Source organism: Pseudomonas sp. Emmai (assembly GCF_055179735.1).
Genome location: NZ_CM143685.1, coordinates 5,339,981 through 5,354,016 on the forward strand (window position 1 = coordinate 5,339,981; position 14,036 = coordinate 5,354,016).

The 14,036-nt window shown below is 62.5% G+C and carries 12 protein-coding genes; 3 read left to right on the forward strand and 9 right to left on the reverse strand.

What is annotated here, in order from left to right; all coding sequences use genetic code 11:
* Nucleotides 1-6: 6 nt before the first annotated feature.
* The 5 genes from ACY4LX_RS24510 to kdpF form a co-directional block, all read right to left on the reverse strand.
* Nucleotides 7-2,652: a DUF4118 domain-containing protein gene (locus ACY4LX_RS24510; protein WP_463258100.1), complete on the reverse strand. Its 2,646-nt coding sequence runs from the start codon at nucleotides 2,650-2,652 to the stop codon at nucleotides 7-9.
* Between the two features lie 128 nt (nucleotides 2,653-2,780).
* Nucleotides 2,781-3,326, reverse strand: coding sequence for a potassium-transporting ATPase subunit KdpC (gene kdpC, locus ACY4LX_RS24515; RefSeq protein WP_463258101.1), 546 nt, complete (start codon nucleotides 3,324-3,326; stop codon nucleotides 2,781-2,783).
* 210 nt (nucleotides 3,327-3,536) lie between these two features.
* Nucleotides 3,537-5,594: a potassium-transporting ATPase subunit KdpB gene (gene kdpB, locus ACY4LX_RS24520; protein WP_463258102.1), complete on the reverse strand. Its 2,058-nt coding sequence runs from the start codon at nucleotides 5,592-5,594 to the stop codon at nucleotides 3,537-3,539.
* Between the two features lie 10 nt (nucleotides 5,595-5,604).
* Entirely contained in the window at nucleotides 5,605-7,299 is a 1,695-nt protein-coding gene (gene kdpA, locus ACY4LX_RS24525) for a potassium-transporting ATPase subunit KdpA (RefSeq protein ID WP_149660093.1), read from the reverse strand.
* Nucleotides 7,300-7,307: 8 nt separating this feature from the next.
* Nucleotides 7,308-7,397, reverse strand: a complete 90-nt coding sequence (gene kdpF / locus ACY4LX_RS24530) for a K(+)-transporting ATPase subunit F (RefSeq protein ID WP_007899818.1) — start codon at nucleotides 7,395-7,397, stop codon at nucleotides 7,308-7,310.
* A 403-nt stretch (nucleotides 7,398-7,800) separates the two neighbouring features.
* Between kdpF and eat the strand changes: the two genes are divergently transcribed.
* Together eat and ACY4LX_RS24540 are read left to right on the forward strand one after the other, a co-directional pair.
* Entirely contained in the window at nucleotides 7,801-9,165 is a 1,365-nt protein-coding gene (gene eat, locus ACY4LX_RS24535; protein WP_149660092.1) for an ethanolamine permease, read from the forward strand.
* Nucleotides 9,166-9,289: 124 nt separating this feature from the next.
* On the forward strand, nucleotides 9,290-9,457 hold the full coding sequence (locus tag ACY4LX_RS24540; protein ID WP_081744012.1) for a DUF2897 family protein: 168 nt from the start codon (nucleotides 9,290-9,292) through the stop codon (nucleotides 9,455-9,457).
* A gap of 109 nt (nucleotides 9,458-9,566) precedes the next feature.
* Here the strand turns inward: ACY4LX_RS24540 and ACY4LX_RS24545 are convergent, their stop codons facing one another.
* The gene (locus ACY4LX_RS24545) at nucleotides 9,567-10,418 is read right to left on the reverse strand and encodes an urea carboxylase-associated family protein (RefSeq protein ID WP_463258103.1); all 852 of its coding nucleotides are present in this window, start codon (nucleotides 10,416-10,418) and stop codon (nucleotides 9,567-9,569) included.
* Nucleotides 10,419-10,433: 15 nt separating this feature from the next.
* Complete coding sequence (locus ACY4LX_RS24550) at nucleotides 10,434-11,087, reverse strand: GntR family transcriptional regulator (RefSeq protein ID WP_463258104.1); 654 nt, start codon at nucleotides 11,085-11,087, stop codon at nucleotides 10,434-10,436.
* Between the two features lie 175 nt (nucleotides 11,088-11,262).
* On the opposite strand from ACY4LX_RS24550, the gene ACY4LX_RS24555 reads away from it, so the two are divergent.
* Nucleotides 11,263-11,820: a TetR/AcrR family transcriptional regulator gene (locus ACY4LX_RS24555; RefSeq protein ID WP_463258105.1), complete on the forward strand. Its 558-nt coding sequence runs from the start codon at nucleotides 11,263-11,265 to the stop codon at nucleotides 11,818-11,820.
* On the opposite strand, the gene fabF is transcribed toward ACY4LX_RS24555, so the two are convergent.
* Both fabF and ACY4LX_RS24565 read right to left on the reverse strand, forming a co-directional pair.
* A complete protein-coding gene (gene fabF / locus ACY4LX_RS24560) occupies nucleotides 11,817-13,091 on the reverse strand; it encodes a beta-ketoacyl-ACP synthase II (RefSeq protein WP_463258106.1) in 1,275 nt (424 codons plus the stop codon). The two genes, ACY4LX_RS24555 and fabF, sit on opposite strands and share 4 nt — an antisense overlap.
* A gap of 32 nt (nucleotides 13,092-13,123) precedes the next feature.
* The gene (locus ACY4LX_RS24565; protein WP_463258107.1) at nucleotides 13,124-13,918 is read right to left on the reverse strand and encodes an SDR family NAD(P)-dependent oxidoreductase; all 795 of its coding nucleotides are present in this window, start codon (nucleotides 13,916-13,918) and stop codon (nucleotides 13,124-13,126) included.
* Nucleotides 13,919-14,036 lie beyond the last annotated feature (118 nt).

Genomic DNA, 14,036 nt, shown 5'->3' on the forward strand with positions numbered 1-14,036 from the left:
CGGCTCTTAATTTTCAAAATCCGGCTGTTCCTGCAATGGCAGATGAAGCGTGATGCAGGTGCCCCGTCCTTCAATGCCATCGCCGACGCTGATCCGCCCGCCATGTGCGCCGACCATGCCCTGACAAATCGCCAGCCCCAACCCCGTGCCCTGCCCGCCGCGATCACCGCGAGCGGCGGTGTAGAACATGTCGAAAATCTTCGCTCGTTCATCCTCCGGAATCCCTGGACCTTCATCGCTCACCGCGAAAAACAACTCGTTGTCATCCGCCCCGGCGCGCACTTGCAGGCGTCCGTGCGCCGGTGAAAACCGCGCGGCGTTTTCGATCACGTTGACCAGTGCCTGTTCGATCAACGCCGCATGCACGTACAGCAACGGCAACTCGGCCGGCACTTCGGTGCTGACCTGCAACGGCGCCAGCACCGCGCGCAGGCGATTAAGCGAACTGCCGACGATATCCGCTGGCGACACCCAGTCCCGGGCCAGTTTCAGGGCGCCGTGACCCAGGCGAGTCATGTCCAGCAGGTTTTGAATGTAGCGGTCCAGGCGTTCGGCTTCGTCGCGGGTGCCTTCAAGCAGTTCGCGGCGATCCTCCAGCGGGATCGCCTCGCCGAGGGCCAGCAGGCTGTCGATGCTGCCGCGCATGGAGGTCAGCGGCGTGCGTAAATCGTGGGACACCGAGGCGAGTAAAGCGCTGCGCAGTTGCTCGGTTTCGCCGTGCAACCGCGCGGCTTCCAGGTCTTCAGCCAGTTGCGCACGGGCCAACGCCTGGGCCAGCGGCTGGCTCAGGGCGGTCAACAAACGCCGACGCTGGCCGCTCAAGGTCTGGCCTTCGTTGGCACAAACACCGAGTAGGCCCAACGGCCCATCCTCGACCGACAACGGCCACCACCACCAACGCCCGAACGGCAAGGTGCCGGTGCCCGCCCCCGCCGGTTGATCGTGTTGCCAGGCCCAATCGGCGGCAGCGCGTTCGGCTTCGGAGAACTCCAGCGGGCCACCGGTCTCGACTTTCCAGCCGCCCTGCCCGTCACGGTTGAGCAGGCACAATTGCAGGTCGCTCCAGCCGTTCAAATGCTGGGCGGCGGCGCTGACCACGGCTTGGCGGTCGGTGGCGGCGGTGAGTTTGCGTGACAGGTCGAGCAGTTCGCTGGTTTCTTCCTGGGTGTCGCGCAACGCCTGCAATTGCCGACGCTGACGGGCCGCGAGGTTACCGGTGAGCGCCGCCATCAGCAGGAAGAACAGCAAGGTCAGGACGTCTTCTTCGCGCTGGATGCTGAAGGAGAAATTCGGCGGGATGAACAGAAAGTCGTAGGTCAGAAACGACAGCGCCGCACACGCCAGCGCCGGGCCGAGGCTGCTGCGTACCGCCACCAGCAACACGGCGGCGAGGAACACCAGGGAGATATTCGGCAGCGGCAGAACACTCGCCACTGCCCAGGCCAAAGCACTGGCCAAAATCGTTGCCACCAAGGCGAGTGCGTAATCGAACCAGACCAGTGAATGGGCTGAACGCTGACGCGGTGCATGAGTTTCCTGATCGCTGTCGAGGACGTTGATTTCCAGACCACGGGCATCGCGCAACAAACGGGACGCCAGACCGCCGCCGAACAAGCGTCGACGCAAACGCTGCCGCGACTGACCAACCAACACCAGACTGGCGCGGCGTTCGGTGGCGTGCTGGATCAGGGTTTTCGCCACCTCGCCGGCCCGCAGCAGCACCACTTCGCCACCGAGGCGCTCGGCCAGTTGCTGGGCACTTTGCAGGCGCAGGCGCGATTGCTCATCGCGCACGCGGCCGTTGTCCACGTGCACCAGGCTCCACGGCAGATGCCGACGCTGGGCGACGCGGCTGGCGTGACGCACCAGGCGCTCGGCCTGGGCATCGCCATCGACCCCGACCAATAAACGACCGCGCACCGCTGGCGCCGCCTGACCGAGCTGGCGATAACCCTGGGCCAGGTCATCATCGACCTGGGCCGCCGCGGTTTGCATCGCCATTTCCCGCAGGGCGGTCAGGTTGGTCTGGGTGAAAAACGCATCGATGGCCGCCCGCGCCTGCTCCGGTACGTAGACCTTGCCATCGCGCAGACGCTCCAGCAGTTCCCGGGGCGGCAGGTCGATCAGCAGCAGTTCGTAGGCTTCTTGCAGGACCCAGTCCGGCAGGGTTTCGCGAACCTGGACGCCGGTGATGCCGCGCACTTTATCGTTGAGACTTTCCAGGTGCTGGACGTTGACCGTGGTGTAGACGTCGATGCCGGCGGCGAGCAGTTCCTGGATGTCTTGCCAGCGCTTGGCGTGGCGACTGCCCGGGGCGTTGCTGTGGGCCAGTTCGTCGACCAGCACCAGTTTCGGCTTGGCTTTGATCAGGCCGTCGAGGTCCATTTCTTCAAGCATCACGCCACGGTATTCCGAGCGCACCAGCGGCTGTTGCGGCAGGCCGCCGAGCAGGGCTTCGGTTTCGGCGCGGCCGTGGGTTTCCACCACGCCGGCGATGACTTTCACGCCTTGGCGCAGTTGGGTGTGGGCCGCTTGCAACATGGCGTAGGTCTTGCCGACACCGGGGGCGGCACCGAGGAACACCTTGAGCCGGCCACGGCCGTCGCGGGGCAGGTCTGCTAACAGCGCGTCGGCGCGGCCGGAATCACTCATGCTTGAAGTTCTCTTGATCGTTCCCACGCTCCGCATGGGAATGCAGCCCGGGACGCTCTGCGTCCCAACAGCGGACGCAGAGCGTCCATTTGATGCATTCCCACGCAGTGCGTGGGAACGATCCTCTCTTACAGTTTTTCCAGCGCGATGTTCAATGCCAACACATTCACCACTGGCGGCCCCACCAGCGGCTGCTCGATGTTCGCGTTCAGCAGTTGCTCAAGCGTAGACACCGGCACATTACGCGCCGCCGCAACACGCGCCAGTTGATAGGCAATCGCCGCCGGAGGCAAGTGGGGATCGAGGCCGCTGCCGGAGGTGGTCAGCATCGCCAACGGCACCGGACCTTGCCCCGGCACTTGCAGTTTATTGGCATCGTCGATCACCCGCGAGGCCAGCGCCGGGTTGCTCGGCGACAGGTTACTGGCACTGCTCGATACCGTGGCAAACGCACCGGCCGAGGGCCGTGGGTGGAACCAGGCGTCACCGACGAAATCCTGGGCAATCAGCGACGAACCACGGACCTTGCCGTCGGCATCACGCACCAGGCTGCCATTGGCCTGGTCCGGGAACGCGACTTGCGCGACGCCGGTCACCACCAATGGGTAGGCGACGCCGGTGATCAGGGTCATCAGCACCAGCAGGCTCAGGGCCGGACGTATCATTGTGGACATTTCAAAATCCTCGAATTCGGACATCACTGTGAAGACACACCGATCACCTGTGGCGAGGGAGCTTGCTCCCGTTCGACTGCGAAGCAGTCGCTAACCCGGTGAATGCGGTGTGCCTGAACCAATACGATTGCGGGGATGGGGGCTGCTTCGCAGCCCAGCGGGAGCAAGCTCCCTCGCCACAAAAAGCAGCGCTCATCCGCCCATCAACCGTCAAACCAGATGCAACGCCGTCAACAGCATGTCGATCGCCTTGATGCCCACGAACGGCACCACAATCCCGCCCAAGCCGTAGATCAGCAGGTTGCGGCGCAGCAATGCCGCCGCACTCGCCGCCTGCACCCGCACACCGCGCAGGGCCAGGGGGATCAGCACGACGATGATCAAGGCGTTGAACACAATCGCCGAGAGGATCGCGCTCTGCGGGCTGCTCAGGTGCATGACGTTCAGCACGCCGAGTTGCGGGTAGATCGAGGCGAACAGCGCTGGCAGGATTGCGAAGTACTTGGCCACGTCGTTGGCGATGGAAAAGGTCGTCAACGCGCCACGGGTCACCAGCAACTCTTTACCGATCTGCACCACGTCCAGCAGCTTGGTCGGGTCGCTGTCGAGATCGACCATGTTCGCCGCCTCGCGCGCAGCTTGCGTGCCGTCGTTCATCGCCATGCCGACGTCTGCCTGGGCCAGGGCCGGGGCGTCGTTGGCGCCGTCGCCGCACATCGCGACCAAACGACCGTCGTTCTGCTCGTGGCGAATGCGCGCCAGTTTCTTCTCCGGGGTGGCTTCGGCCAGCACGTCATCGACGCCCGCTTCGGCAGCAATCGCGGCGGCGGTCAGCGGGTTGTCGCCGGTCACCATAACGGTGCGAATGCCCAACTTGCGCAACTCGGCGAAACGTTCGCGAATGCCAGGCTTGACCACGTCCTTGAGGTGGATCGCGCCGAGCAATTTACCGTCGGCACAGACCAGCAACGGGGTGCCGCCGCTCTGGGCAATCTTGTCGATTTCCCGGGACAGAGACGGCGCCAGGTCGGCGCGTTTCAGGCCGACGAAGGCCAGCAACGAATCCACCGCGCCTTTGCGGTACACGCGGCCCTGATAGTCGACACCGGACAGGCGCGTCTCGGCGCTGAACGGCACAGCGGTCAGCAGCTCGGGACTTGGCTCTGGCTGCGGATGCAGGCCACGCAGGTACTCGACGATGGACTTGCCTTCAGCCGTGTCATCGGCCAACGAAGCGAACAACGCACCTTCCGACAGCTCTTTAGCGCTGACGCCCGGTGCCGCATACACGGCGGTGCAACGACGGTTGCCGAAGGTGATGGTGCCGGTCTTGTCCAGCAGCAGGACGTGCACGTCCCCCGCCGCTTCCACGGCGCGACCGGATTTGGCGATCACGTTAAGGCGCACCAGACGATCCATCCCGGCGATACCAATGGCCGACAACAAACCGCCAATCGTGGTCGGAATCAGCGTCACCAACAGCGCCACCAGGAACACCAGCGGCAGGCTGCCATTGGCGAAGTGGGCGAACGGTTGCAGGGTCACGACCACCAGCAGGAAGATCAGGGTCAGGCCGATCAGCAGGATGTCGAGCGCCACTTCGTTCGGGGTTTTCTGGCGTTTGGCGCCTTCGACCAGGGCGATCATACGGTCCAGGGTCGACTCGCCCGGGTTGGCGGTGATGCGCACCAGCAGCCAGTCGGACACCAGGCGGGTGTTGCCGGTGACGGCCGAACGGTCGCCGCCGGACTCGCGAATCACCGGCGCGGATTCACCGGTAATCGCTGCTTCGTTGACCGCTGCGATCCCTTCAATCACCTCGCCGTCACCGGGGATCATTTCCCCGGCTTCGACGCGCACCACATCGTCCTTGCGCAGGCTGGTGGCGGGCACCACCTGGAAGGTGCCATTGGAAGTTTTGCGGCGTGCGCTCAAACCTTCGCTGCCAGCCTTGAGGCTGTCGGCGCGGGCCTTGCCGCGACCTTCGGCCAAGGCTTCGGCGAAGTTGGCGAACAGCACGGTGAACCACAGCCACAACGCAATTTGCGCCGCGACAAAGGTCGGCACGCTGCCGTCGGGAATGAAGCACAGCACGGTGGTCAGCACGGCGGTCAGTTCGACCACCAGCATCACCGGCGCACGCTGCAGTTGCCGAGGGTCGAGCTTGACGAAGGCTTGCACCAGCGCCGGGCGCCACAGGGCCGAGATCGCGGTTTTCGGTTGCTCCGGGGCTTTGACGACCACCGGTTTATTGACAGGCATATTCATCATCAGCTCCTTAGAAGCCCATGCTCAGATGTTCAGCGATTGGGCCCAAAGCCAGGGTCGGCAAGAAGGTCAGGCCACCCACCAGCAAAATGGTCACGGTCAGCAAGGTCACGAACAGCGGGCCGTGGGTCGGGAAACTGTTCTGGCCGATCGGTGCGGTTTTCTTCATCGCCAGGCTGCCGGCCAGGGCCAGAACCGGGAGGATGTAACCGAAGCGACCGATCAACATGCCCAGGCCCAGCATCAGGTTGTGGAACGGGGTGTTGGCACCGAAACCGCCGAACGCCGAACCGTTGTTGGCACTGGCTGAGGTGTACGCATAAAGCAACTGACTGAAACCATGGGCACCGGGGTTACTCACCGCCGCCACCGGACCGGGCAGGCTGGCAGCAATCGCGCCGAGTACCAGCACGCCGACCGGCATCACCAGCAAGGTCACCACCAGCAATTGCACTTCCTTGGCTTGCAACTTTTTACCGAGGTATTCCGGGGTGCGGCCGATCATCAGGCCGGCGAGGAACACCGCGATCAACACGTTCAGCAACATGCCATAGAGCCCGGCACCGACGCCGCCGAAGATCACTTCGCCGACCATCATGTTGACCAGCGCGACCATGCCGCTCAGCGGGTTGAGGCTGTCGTGCATGCCGTTGACCGAACCGTTGGACGCCGCCGTAGTGGTCACGGACCAGAGCACGGTGGCCGTGGTGCCGAAACGCGCTTCCTTGCCTTCCAGCGGCGCGGTCTGCTCGACGGCAGCGTTGGCCAGGCTTGGGTTCGGTTGGTACTCGGCCCACAACGAGGTCGCGCCGCCAATCAGGAACAGCGCCAGCATGCAGGCGATGATCGCGCGGCTCTGACGCAGGTCTTTCACGTAGTGGCCGAAGGTGAACACCAGGGCGACCGGGATCAGGATGATCGAACCGACTTCAAACAGGTTGCTCCACGCCGTCGGGTTCTCGAACGGATGCGCCGAGTTGACGCCGAAGAAGCCGCCACCGTTGGTGCCCAGTTGCTTGATCGCAATCTGACTGGCGGCCGGGCCGAGCGGGATCACCTGATCGACGCCTTGCATCGTCACGGCATTCACGTACTGAGCAAAGGTTTGCGGCACGCCCTGCCAGACCAGGTACAGCGCCAGCAGCAGGCACAGTGGCAACAGGCCGTAGAGGGTGGCGCGGGTCATGTCGACCCAGAAGTTGCCCAGGGTCTTGCTCGACTTGCGACCGATACCGCGACACAGGGCTACCAACACGGCGAGGCCGGTGGCAGCGCTGACGAAGTTCTGCACGGTGAGGCCGGCCATCTGACTCAGGTAGCTCAGGGTCGCTTCGCCGCTGTAGGACTGCCAGTTGGTATTGGTCATGAAGCTGACGGCAGTATTGAACGCTTGCGTCCACTCCTGACCCGGCAGGTTTTGCGGGTTGAGCGGCAGGTGGTCCTGGAACAACAGGATCGCGAACAACAGCAAAAAGCCCGCGAGGTTGAAGGCGAGCAAGGCCAGGGTGTATTTCTGCCAGGTCTGTTCTTCCTGCGGGTCCACGCCAGAAATTCGATAACAGCCGCGCTCGACGGGGCCGAGGATCGGTGACAGCCAAGTGCGCTGGCCTTCCATCACCTTGTAGTAAAAACGCCCCAGGAACGGTGCCGGAATCAGCACCAGGGCGAAGAAGGCCAGGATCAGCCAATAGTCATAACTGTGCATAGCCGCTCCTAGTTCCGATCCGCGCGCAACAGCGCAACCAACAGATAAATGAACAGCCCCACTGCCAGTAGCAGTGACACCCCGTCCAGAACGCTCATGGAAGTTCTCCGTGTTACGGCGTATTGCCGCTTGTGCAGTCATTGTCGGCAGGGAGGCTGTAAAGGAACGAGAGCGAGGGGGTTGGCTGGGCATAAAGAAAGCGTAAAGAGTGGGTTTATGCGGGCGTTACAGGCCGATATTCGTGGCGTCTGGGCGGGCCTCTTCGCGGGCAAGCCTCACTCCTACAAAAGCGGGTTCGCGGTGAACCTGTAGGAGCGAGGCTTGCCCGCGAAGACGGCAGAACAGCCACCACCGCCCCCAACTGGCGCACAAAAAACCCGCATCCGGCGGCGATCATCCCCGATACGACAGCTTTCAGCCCTTTACGACGCACAAATTCAAAATGGCACGCCCACTGCAATGCCCTCCCCCGAGCTTTCCAAACCGTTCAGGGAGCAACGCATGAACACACAACTCAAACCCACGCTGGGCACGTTGCACCTGTGGGGCATTGCGGTGGGGCTGGTGATTTCCGGTGAATACTTCGGCTGGAGTTATGGCTGGGGCGTGGCCGGGACACTGGGCTTTCTGGTCACGTCCTTTATGGTCGCAACCATGTACACCTGCTTTATCTTCAGCTTTACCGAGCTGACCACCGCGATTCCCCATGCCGGCGGTCCCTTTGCCTACAGCCGCCGCGCCTTTGGCGAGAAAGGCGGACTGATCGCCGGGCTGGCGACGCTGATCGAATTCGTCTTCGCCCCGCCCGCCATCGCCCTGGCGATTGGGGCGTACCTGAACGTGCAGTTTCCCGCTCTCGATCCGAAACACGCGGCGGTTGGCGCCTACATCGTGTTCATGGGCCTGAACATCCTTGGGGTGAAACTCGCGGCAACCTTCGAGCTGATCGTCTGCGTATTGGCCGTGGCCGAACTGCTGGTGTTCATGGGCGTGGTTGCCCCGGCGTTCAGCTTCAGCCACTTCGCCCTCAATGGCTGGGCCGGTTCCGATGTGTTCGGCGCGCCAGCGATTGCCGGGATGTTTGCGGCGATCCCGTTTGCGATCTGGTTTTTCCTCGCCATCGAAGGCGCGGCCATGGCCGCCGAAGAAGCCAAGGACCCGAAGCGCACGATTCCGAAAGCCTATATCAGCGGCATCCTGACCCTGGTGCTGCTGGCCATGGGCGTGATGTTCTTTGCCGGCGGCGTCGGCGATTGGCGCACCCTGTCGAACATCAACGACCCTTTGCCACAGGCGATGAAAACCGTGGTTGGCGAAAGCTCCGGCTGGTTGCACATGCTGGTGTGGATCGGCTTGTTCGGCCTGGTGGCGAGCTTCCACGGGATCATTCTGGGCTACTCGCGGCAGTTCTTCGCCCTCGCCCGGGCCGGTTACTTGCCCAAATCCCTGGCCAAGCTCTCGCGCTTCCAGACCCCGCACCGGGCGATCATCGCCGGCGGCCTGATCGGCATCGCGGCTATTTATAGTGACGGCTTGATCAACCTCGGCGGTATGACCCTGACGGCGGCGATGATCACCATGGCCGTGTTCGGCGCGATTGTGATGTACATCATGAGCATGCTCAGCCTGTTCAAACTGCGTAAAACCGAGCCGAACCTGGAGCGCACGTTCCGCGCGCCGTGCTACCCGCTGGTACCGATGATCGCGCTGGTGCTGGCGGTGGTGTGCCTGGTGGCAATGGCCTGGTTCAACGCGTTGATCGGGGTGATCTTCCTCGGCTTTATGGCGGTGGGTTTCGTGTACTTCATGCTCACCGCGCAATTGCGTGCGGATGCGCCGGCGGATGCGATGTTGACCGGGCTTTAAACAGCGCAGGTGTTGCTGCCATATCAGGCATAGAATGGAACCACTGCGAAAATGAATCGCTCAAAGTGGTATGCACGATCGGTTGGCAAAATCCGCCAACCGGCCTGCCCTCAAGGAGAGCCCTATGCCCTGGTATGCCTGGTTGATTCTGGTCGTTGCAATCGGCTCGATCGTTGGTGGTTTGATGATGTTGCGCGACACCGCCACCAAGGTCGATCTGACCGAAGAGCAACGTAAACGCGTCGCCGAACGCAATGCGGAAATGGATGCCAAGGAAGCGCAGGACCGCTAATACAAAAACTGTGGCGAGGGAGCTTGCTCCCGCTGGACTGCGCAGCAGTCCCATAAGGGGGGCGCTGCGCGACCCAGCGGGAGCAAGCTCCCTCGCCACAAATGCGTTTCTACTTCTCCCAATCAGCCTTGGCTATGTGCAAGCCATGCAGCCCCTTGTACGCCGCTCGCTCAGGCTGGCTCCAGCCTTCGAGCAACGAATCCTCCAACCGATAAATCTCCACCCCCAGCGGGCGGCACACGCTCAGTGGATCCTGCGCATCCGGCCCCCACATGGCCAACGACAGATCGCCGCCGGGGCAGGTCGACAGCGCACACAGCAAATCGATTTCGGCAAAGAACTCCAGGTAATCGCCCTTCTGCGCCGGGCACGCCTTCATGAAGTACATGTCGTCCTGGTTCAGGCCGGTGCACTGAAAAATATTCAGCACGTCATGCACGTCGAACTCGGTCAGGCCATGGGGCAGCACGGCGCGGGTCAGGTTGGAGTGACAGTGATGATGGAAGTCCTCGCCGGTGAGCATTTTGTTTACATACGGATCGCAACGCGTGCCCAGCAGATCGTGCAAACGACCGCCGTGCTCATCGATGCCATAACCGGCCAGGCTGTCGTCGGTGATGGTCACCAGTGGGCGCAGAAACGGCAGGTTCGACCAGAGCCGGTCGTGGGTGCTGACATGGGCGCCCTGCAACTGCCGGGTGCGCGCCGCCCACAGACGTTCCCGCGGATCATGGGCATTCCAGACGTTGAAATCCCCAACCTGCGGGCCAACAGGGGTGGTGACTCGAAAGACGTGCCCGGCCGGCACGTGCCAGGCGCGGCCGGTGCGGATCGGCACTTCGAATTGCTCGATCAGCGTGCGCCCGTCCTTGCTGTCGCGGACCCGTTCATAGAACGCCTTGTCCACCTGCAACGCCGAGCCTTTGCTGACTTGATAGGCCGCCGGATAGTCTTTGTACATGGCACGAATCCTCGATCAGTGATGGGGAACAGGGGTCAGTAGCTGCAACAGCAGTTGCTCGGAATCGTCGAGATACAGGCTCAGCGCATCCAGCGCGCCAGCCTTGTCACCCTCGGCGAGCAGGTCGTGGATCAGCCGGTCGCGGGCCAGCCACGGCGCCTGGAAGCGCGACTCATCGGGCGCGCTGCAAAACACCAGGCGCAATTGCGCGACGACGTTGGTGAAGAATTCATCGAACAACGGGCTGCGCAGCAACCCGACGATATGTTGATGAAACGCCAGACCGTGGGTGCCGACCGCGCGCCAGTCTTCCCGATCCCGGGCCAGTTCCGTGGCCTCCAGGGCTTCGAGCATGCGGTCGGACTGGTACTCGCGTAAGGGCTGGCTGCTGCTGATGGCTTGCAATTCCAGGGTGCGACGAACCTTGAACAGGTCGCGCACGTCATCGGCGCCGACCCTGCGCACCATCACGCCTTTGTTGCGCACATAGCGGGTCAGACCTTCCTGTCCCAGCCGATGCAGCGCTTCGCGAATGGTATTGCGCGAGGCGTTGTAGGCCGACACCAGATCGTTTTCCACCAGCGCCATGCCCGGTAGCAAACGCCCGCCAATGATGTCGGCGCGCAACTCCAGGGTGATGTGGTCGGCCAGGGACAGTCCGCTGCTCATGTGGGTCGCCTCGTGATTGTTCAACAATCGTTAGCGAATGAGTAATCACTATTCATGCCAATGACCTGGAATTTCCCAGCCGAGTTGGACGCATCTGCATGCTTTTTAGAAGTAGAAGTACAGTCACCATTCAACATTCATTGGTTAATATGGCGCATTGTCGCGGAGATTAGAGATGCGTTACTCGCAAGACCATAAAGCCCAGACCCACCAACGCATCATCAAGGAAGCGTCAGCACGTTTCCGCCGCGACGGAATCGGTGCTACCGGCTTGCAACCACTGATGAAAGCCCTGGGCCTGACCCACGGCGGTTTCTATTCTCACTTCAAGTCCAAGGATGAACTGGTGGAAAAGGCTCTGGTGGCCGCAGGCGAAGAAGTTGAAGGGTTGTGCGCCGAGCTGTTCGCGTCCGAGCGACCGCTGGACGCCTTCATCGATACCTACTTGTCCGAATGGCACCAGACGTCACCCCATCAAGGATGCCCACTGCCGACCATGTCGTCGGAACTCGGGCTGCGCGGGCAAGCGAGCCCCACCAGCGATGCGGTGCTAAACGCGCGACTGAAACAGGTGCAAGGCACCCTGGAAGGCGAAAACGCCGCCGAGCGCAGCATCGTCATCATGTCGACGCTGGTCGGGGCGCTGCTGTTATCACGCAGTGTCGAGAACCCTGAGCTGGCGCAGCGGATTCTCGACGTGACTCGCGATCATCTCAAACAGGACAACAACTAGTCCTGCCAGCGCTTGAACAGCACACTGGCATTGACCCCACCAAAGCCGAAGCCGTTGGACAAGGCGTATTCGATCGGCATCGGCCGCGCCTGGCCGTGGACGATATCCACCCCTTGCGCCGCCGGGTCAGGGTTTTCGAAATTGAGGGTTGCGGGCACGATCTGATCGCGGATTGCCAACAGCGTGAAGATCGCCTCGATCCCGCCAGCGGCGCCGAGCAGATGCCCGGTGGCGGACTTGGTCGAAGTCACGGCAATCTTGTTATCCGTGCCAAACAACGACTTGATCGCCGCCAACTCCCCGAGGTCCCCAACCGGTGTCGAGGTCGCATGAGCGTTGAGGTGCTGGACCTGCGCCGGCGAAATCCCCGCCTGCGCCAACGCCAGCGACATCGCTCGACGTGCACCGCTACCATCTTCAGGCCCGGCCGTCAGGTGATAGGCGTCGGCACTGGTGCCGTAACCGACCAGCTCGGCAATGGGCTTCGCCCCACGGGCCAGCGCATGCTCCAGGGATTCGATCACCAGCAGACCCGAACCCTCACCCATTACGAAGCCGTCGCGATCACTGTCGAATGGCCGCGAGGCGCGCTCCGGCGTTTCATTGAAACCGCTGGACAAGGCACGAGCAGCCGCAAACCCGGCCAGGCTGACGCGATCGATCGCAGCCTCCGCCCCGCCGCACACGGCAATATCAGCCTCGCCACAACGAATCAGTCGCGCCGCATCACCAATCGCCTGGACGCCGGCGGCGCAGGCAGTCACCGGCGCACCCAACGGACCTTTGAAGCCATGCTGGATCGACACATGCCCAGCCGCGAGATTGACCAGAAACGACGGAATGGTGAACGGCGACAACCGTCGCGGCCCGCGAGTGTCCGTGGTGCGCACCGCATCGGCGATCGCGCCAAACCCGCCGACACCGGAACCGATAATCGTCGCGGTCCGCTCCTGGGCATTGGCGTCCCGCGCTTGCCAACCGGCCTGCTCCAGCGCCTGGCGTGCAGCCTCCATGGCAAACATGATGAAGCGGTCCATCTTCTTCTGTTCTTTGGGCGGGGTGGCCCGGTCCGGGTCGAACCCGGCTTCAGCGTCTTCAGCCATGCTCGGCACGGCACCACCTACCTTGGCCGGCAAATCGGCGACCACTTCGTCCGGCAACACGCGCAACCCGGAGCGCCCGGCCAGCAGGCGCGTCCAGACAGCCTCGACGCCACTGCCCAGCGGCGACACCAGGCCCATACCCGTTACAACGACTCGACGATCACTCATACCGCATTCACCTCAAACCGATTCATGGCGCCTCACTTATAGCGTGGGGCGGCTTTGTCTCGAGACAAGTTCGGCGCCATCACATGACGGGCCGCAACAAAAGCTTCCCACTCGGACGCCTCCGGCAACGAAGGAATGGTGATCAGCTCACCCTGGTCCAGACCGGACAACGCCGCGTCGACCATATCCCCTGTCTCCATGACCATTTCCGCCGGAATGCCACTGGTGTCGATGCCGGAACGCTCCCAAATCTCGGTGCGTGTCACCCCAGGCAACACCGCTTGCACCTGGACCCCGGTGCCATTCAATTCAGCATTCAACGATTGGGTCAGACTCAGAACATACGCCTTGCTGGCGCTGTACGTCGCGTTGAACCGCTCGGGGAACAACGCCACGACCGACGCAATATTAATGATCGTCCCCCGACCGGCCTTGGCAAAACTGGCCGCTGCCGCCGAAGCCAGACGCGTGACGGTGGTGACGTTGAGCTGAATCAAACGCTCCAACTGGTCCAGATCAGCGTTGGCCAACAAGCCATCGGCGGCAACGCCGGCGTTGTTGAGCAACAGGCTGATACTCGAATCACTGCGCAGACGCTGCTCAAGCTTCAACACTTCTTCTTTTTGCGTCAGGTCCGCCTTGAGCACTTCGATCCGAACGCCATGCTCAGCGCGCAACTTGCTCGCCGCCGCCTCCAGCCGCTGCTCGTCGCGAGCGACCAACAACAAATCAAAACCACGGGCCGCCAACCGCTCGGCGTAAACCGCCCCGATACCGGACGAAGCACCGGTGACGAGGGCCGTACCTTGGGACTGGGTGGAAGTCATGACTGTGCTCCTGAGTATGCTTGAGGGAAAGCGAGCGCCAGAGCGCTCCCGCCCTTTTATTATAGGCATAATCCAAACGCAATATGATAGCCGTAATTTTTCATGCGCCGACGAAAGG

Excerpts from the sequence above, each read along its gene's own strand:
- ACY4LX_RS24510 (WP_463258100.1), bottom strand. The coding sequence starts at position 2,652 with ATGAGTGATTCCGGCCGCGCCGACGCGCTGTTAGCAGACCTGCCCCGC.
- kdpC (WP_463258101.1), bottom strand. The coding sequence starts at position 3,326 with ATGTCCACAATGATACGTCCGGCCCTGAGCCTGCTGGTGCTGATGACC.
- kdpB (WP_463258102.1), bottom strand. The coding sequence starts at position 5,594 with ATGAATATGCCTGTCAATAAACCGGTGGTCGTCAAAGCCCCGGAGCAA.
- kdpA (WP_149660093.1), bottom strand. The coding sequence starts at position 7,299 with ATGCACAGTTATGACTATTGGCTGATCCTGGCCTTCTTCGCCCTGGTG.
- kdpF (WP_007899818.1), bottom strand. The coding sequence starts at position 7,397 with ATGAGCGTTCTGGACGGGGTGTCACTGCTACTGGCAGTGGGGCTGTTC.
- eat (WP_149660092.1), top strand. The coding sequence starts at position 7,801 with ATGAACACACAACTCAAACCCACGCTGGGCACGTTGCACCTGTGGGGC.
- ACY4LX_RS24540 (WP_081744012.1), top strand. The coding sequence starts at position 9,290 with ATGCCCTGGTATGCCTGGTTGATTCTGGTCGTTGCAATCGGCTCGATC.
- ACY4LX_RS24545 (WP_463258103.1), bottom strand. The coding sequence starts at position 10,418 with ATGTACAAAGACTATCCGGCGGCCTATCAAGTCAGCAAAGGCTCGGCG.
- ACY4LX_RS24550 (WP_463258104.1), bottom strand. The coding sequence starts at position 11,087 with ATGAGCAGCGGACTGTCCCTGGCCGACCACATCACCCTGGAGTTGCGC.
- ACY4LX_RS24555 (WP_463258105.1), top strand. The coding sequence starts at position 11,263 with ATGCGTTACTCGCAAGACCATAAAGCCCAGACCCACCAACGCATCATC.
- fabF (WP_463258106.1), bottom strand. The coding sequence starts at position 13,091 with ATGAGTGATCGTCGAGTCGTTGTAACGGGTATGGGCCTGGTGTCGCCG.
- ACY4LX_RS24565 (WP_463258107.1), bottom strand. The coding sequence starts at position 13,918 with ATGACTTCCACCCAGTCCCAAGGTACGGCCCTCGTCACCGGTGCTTCG.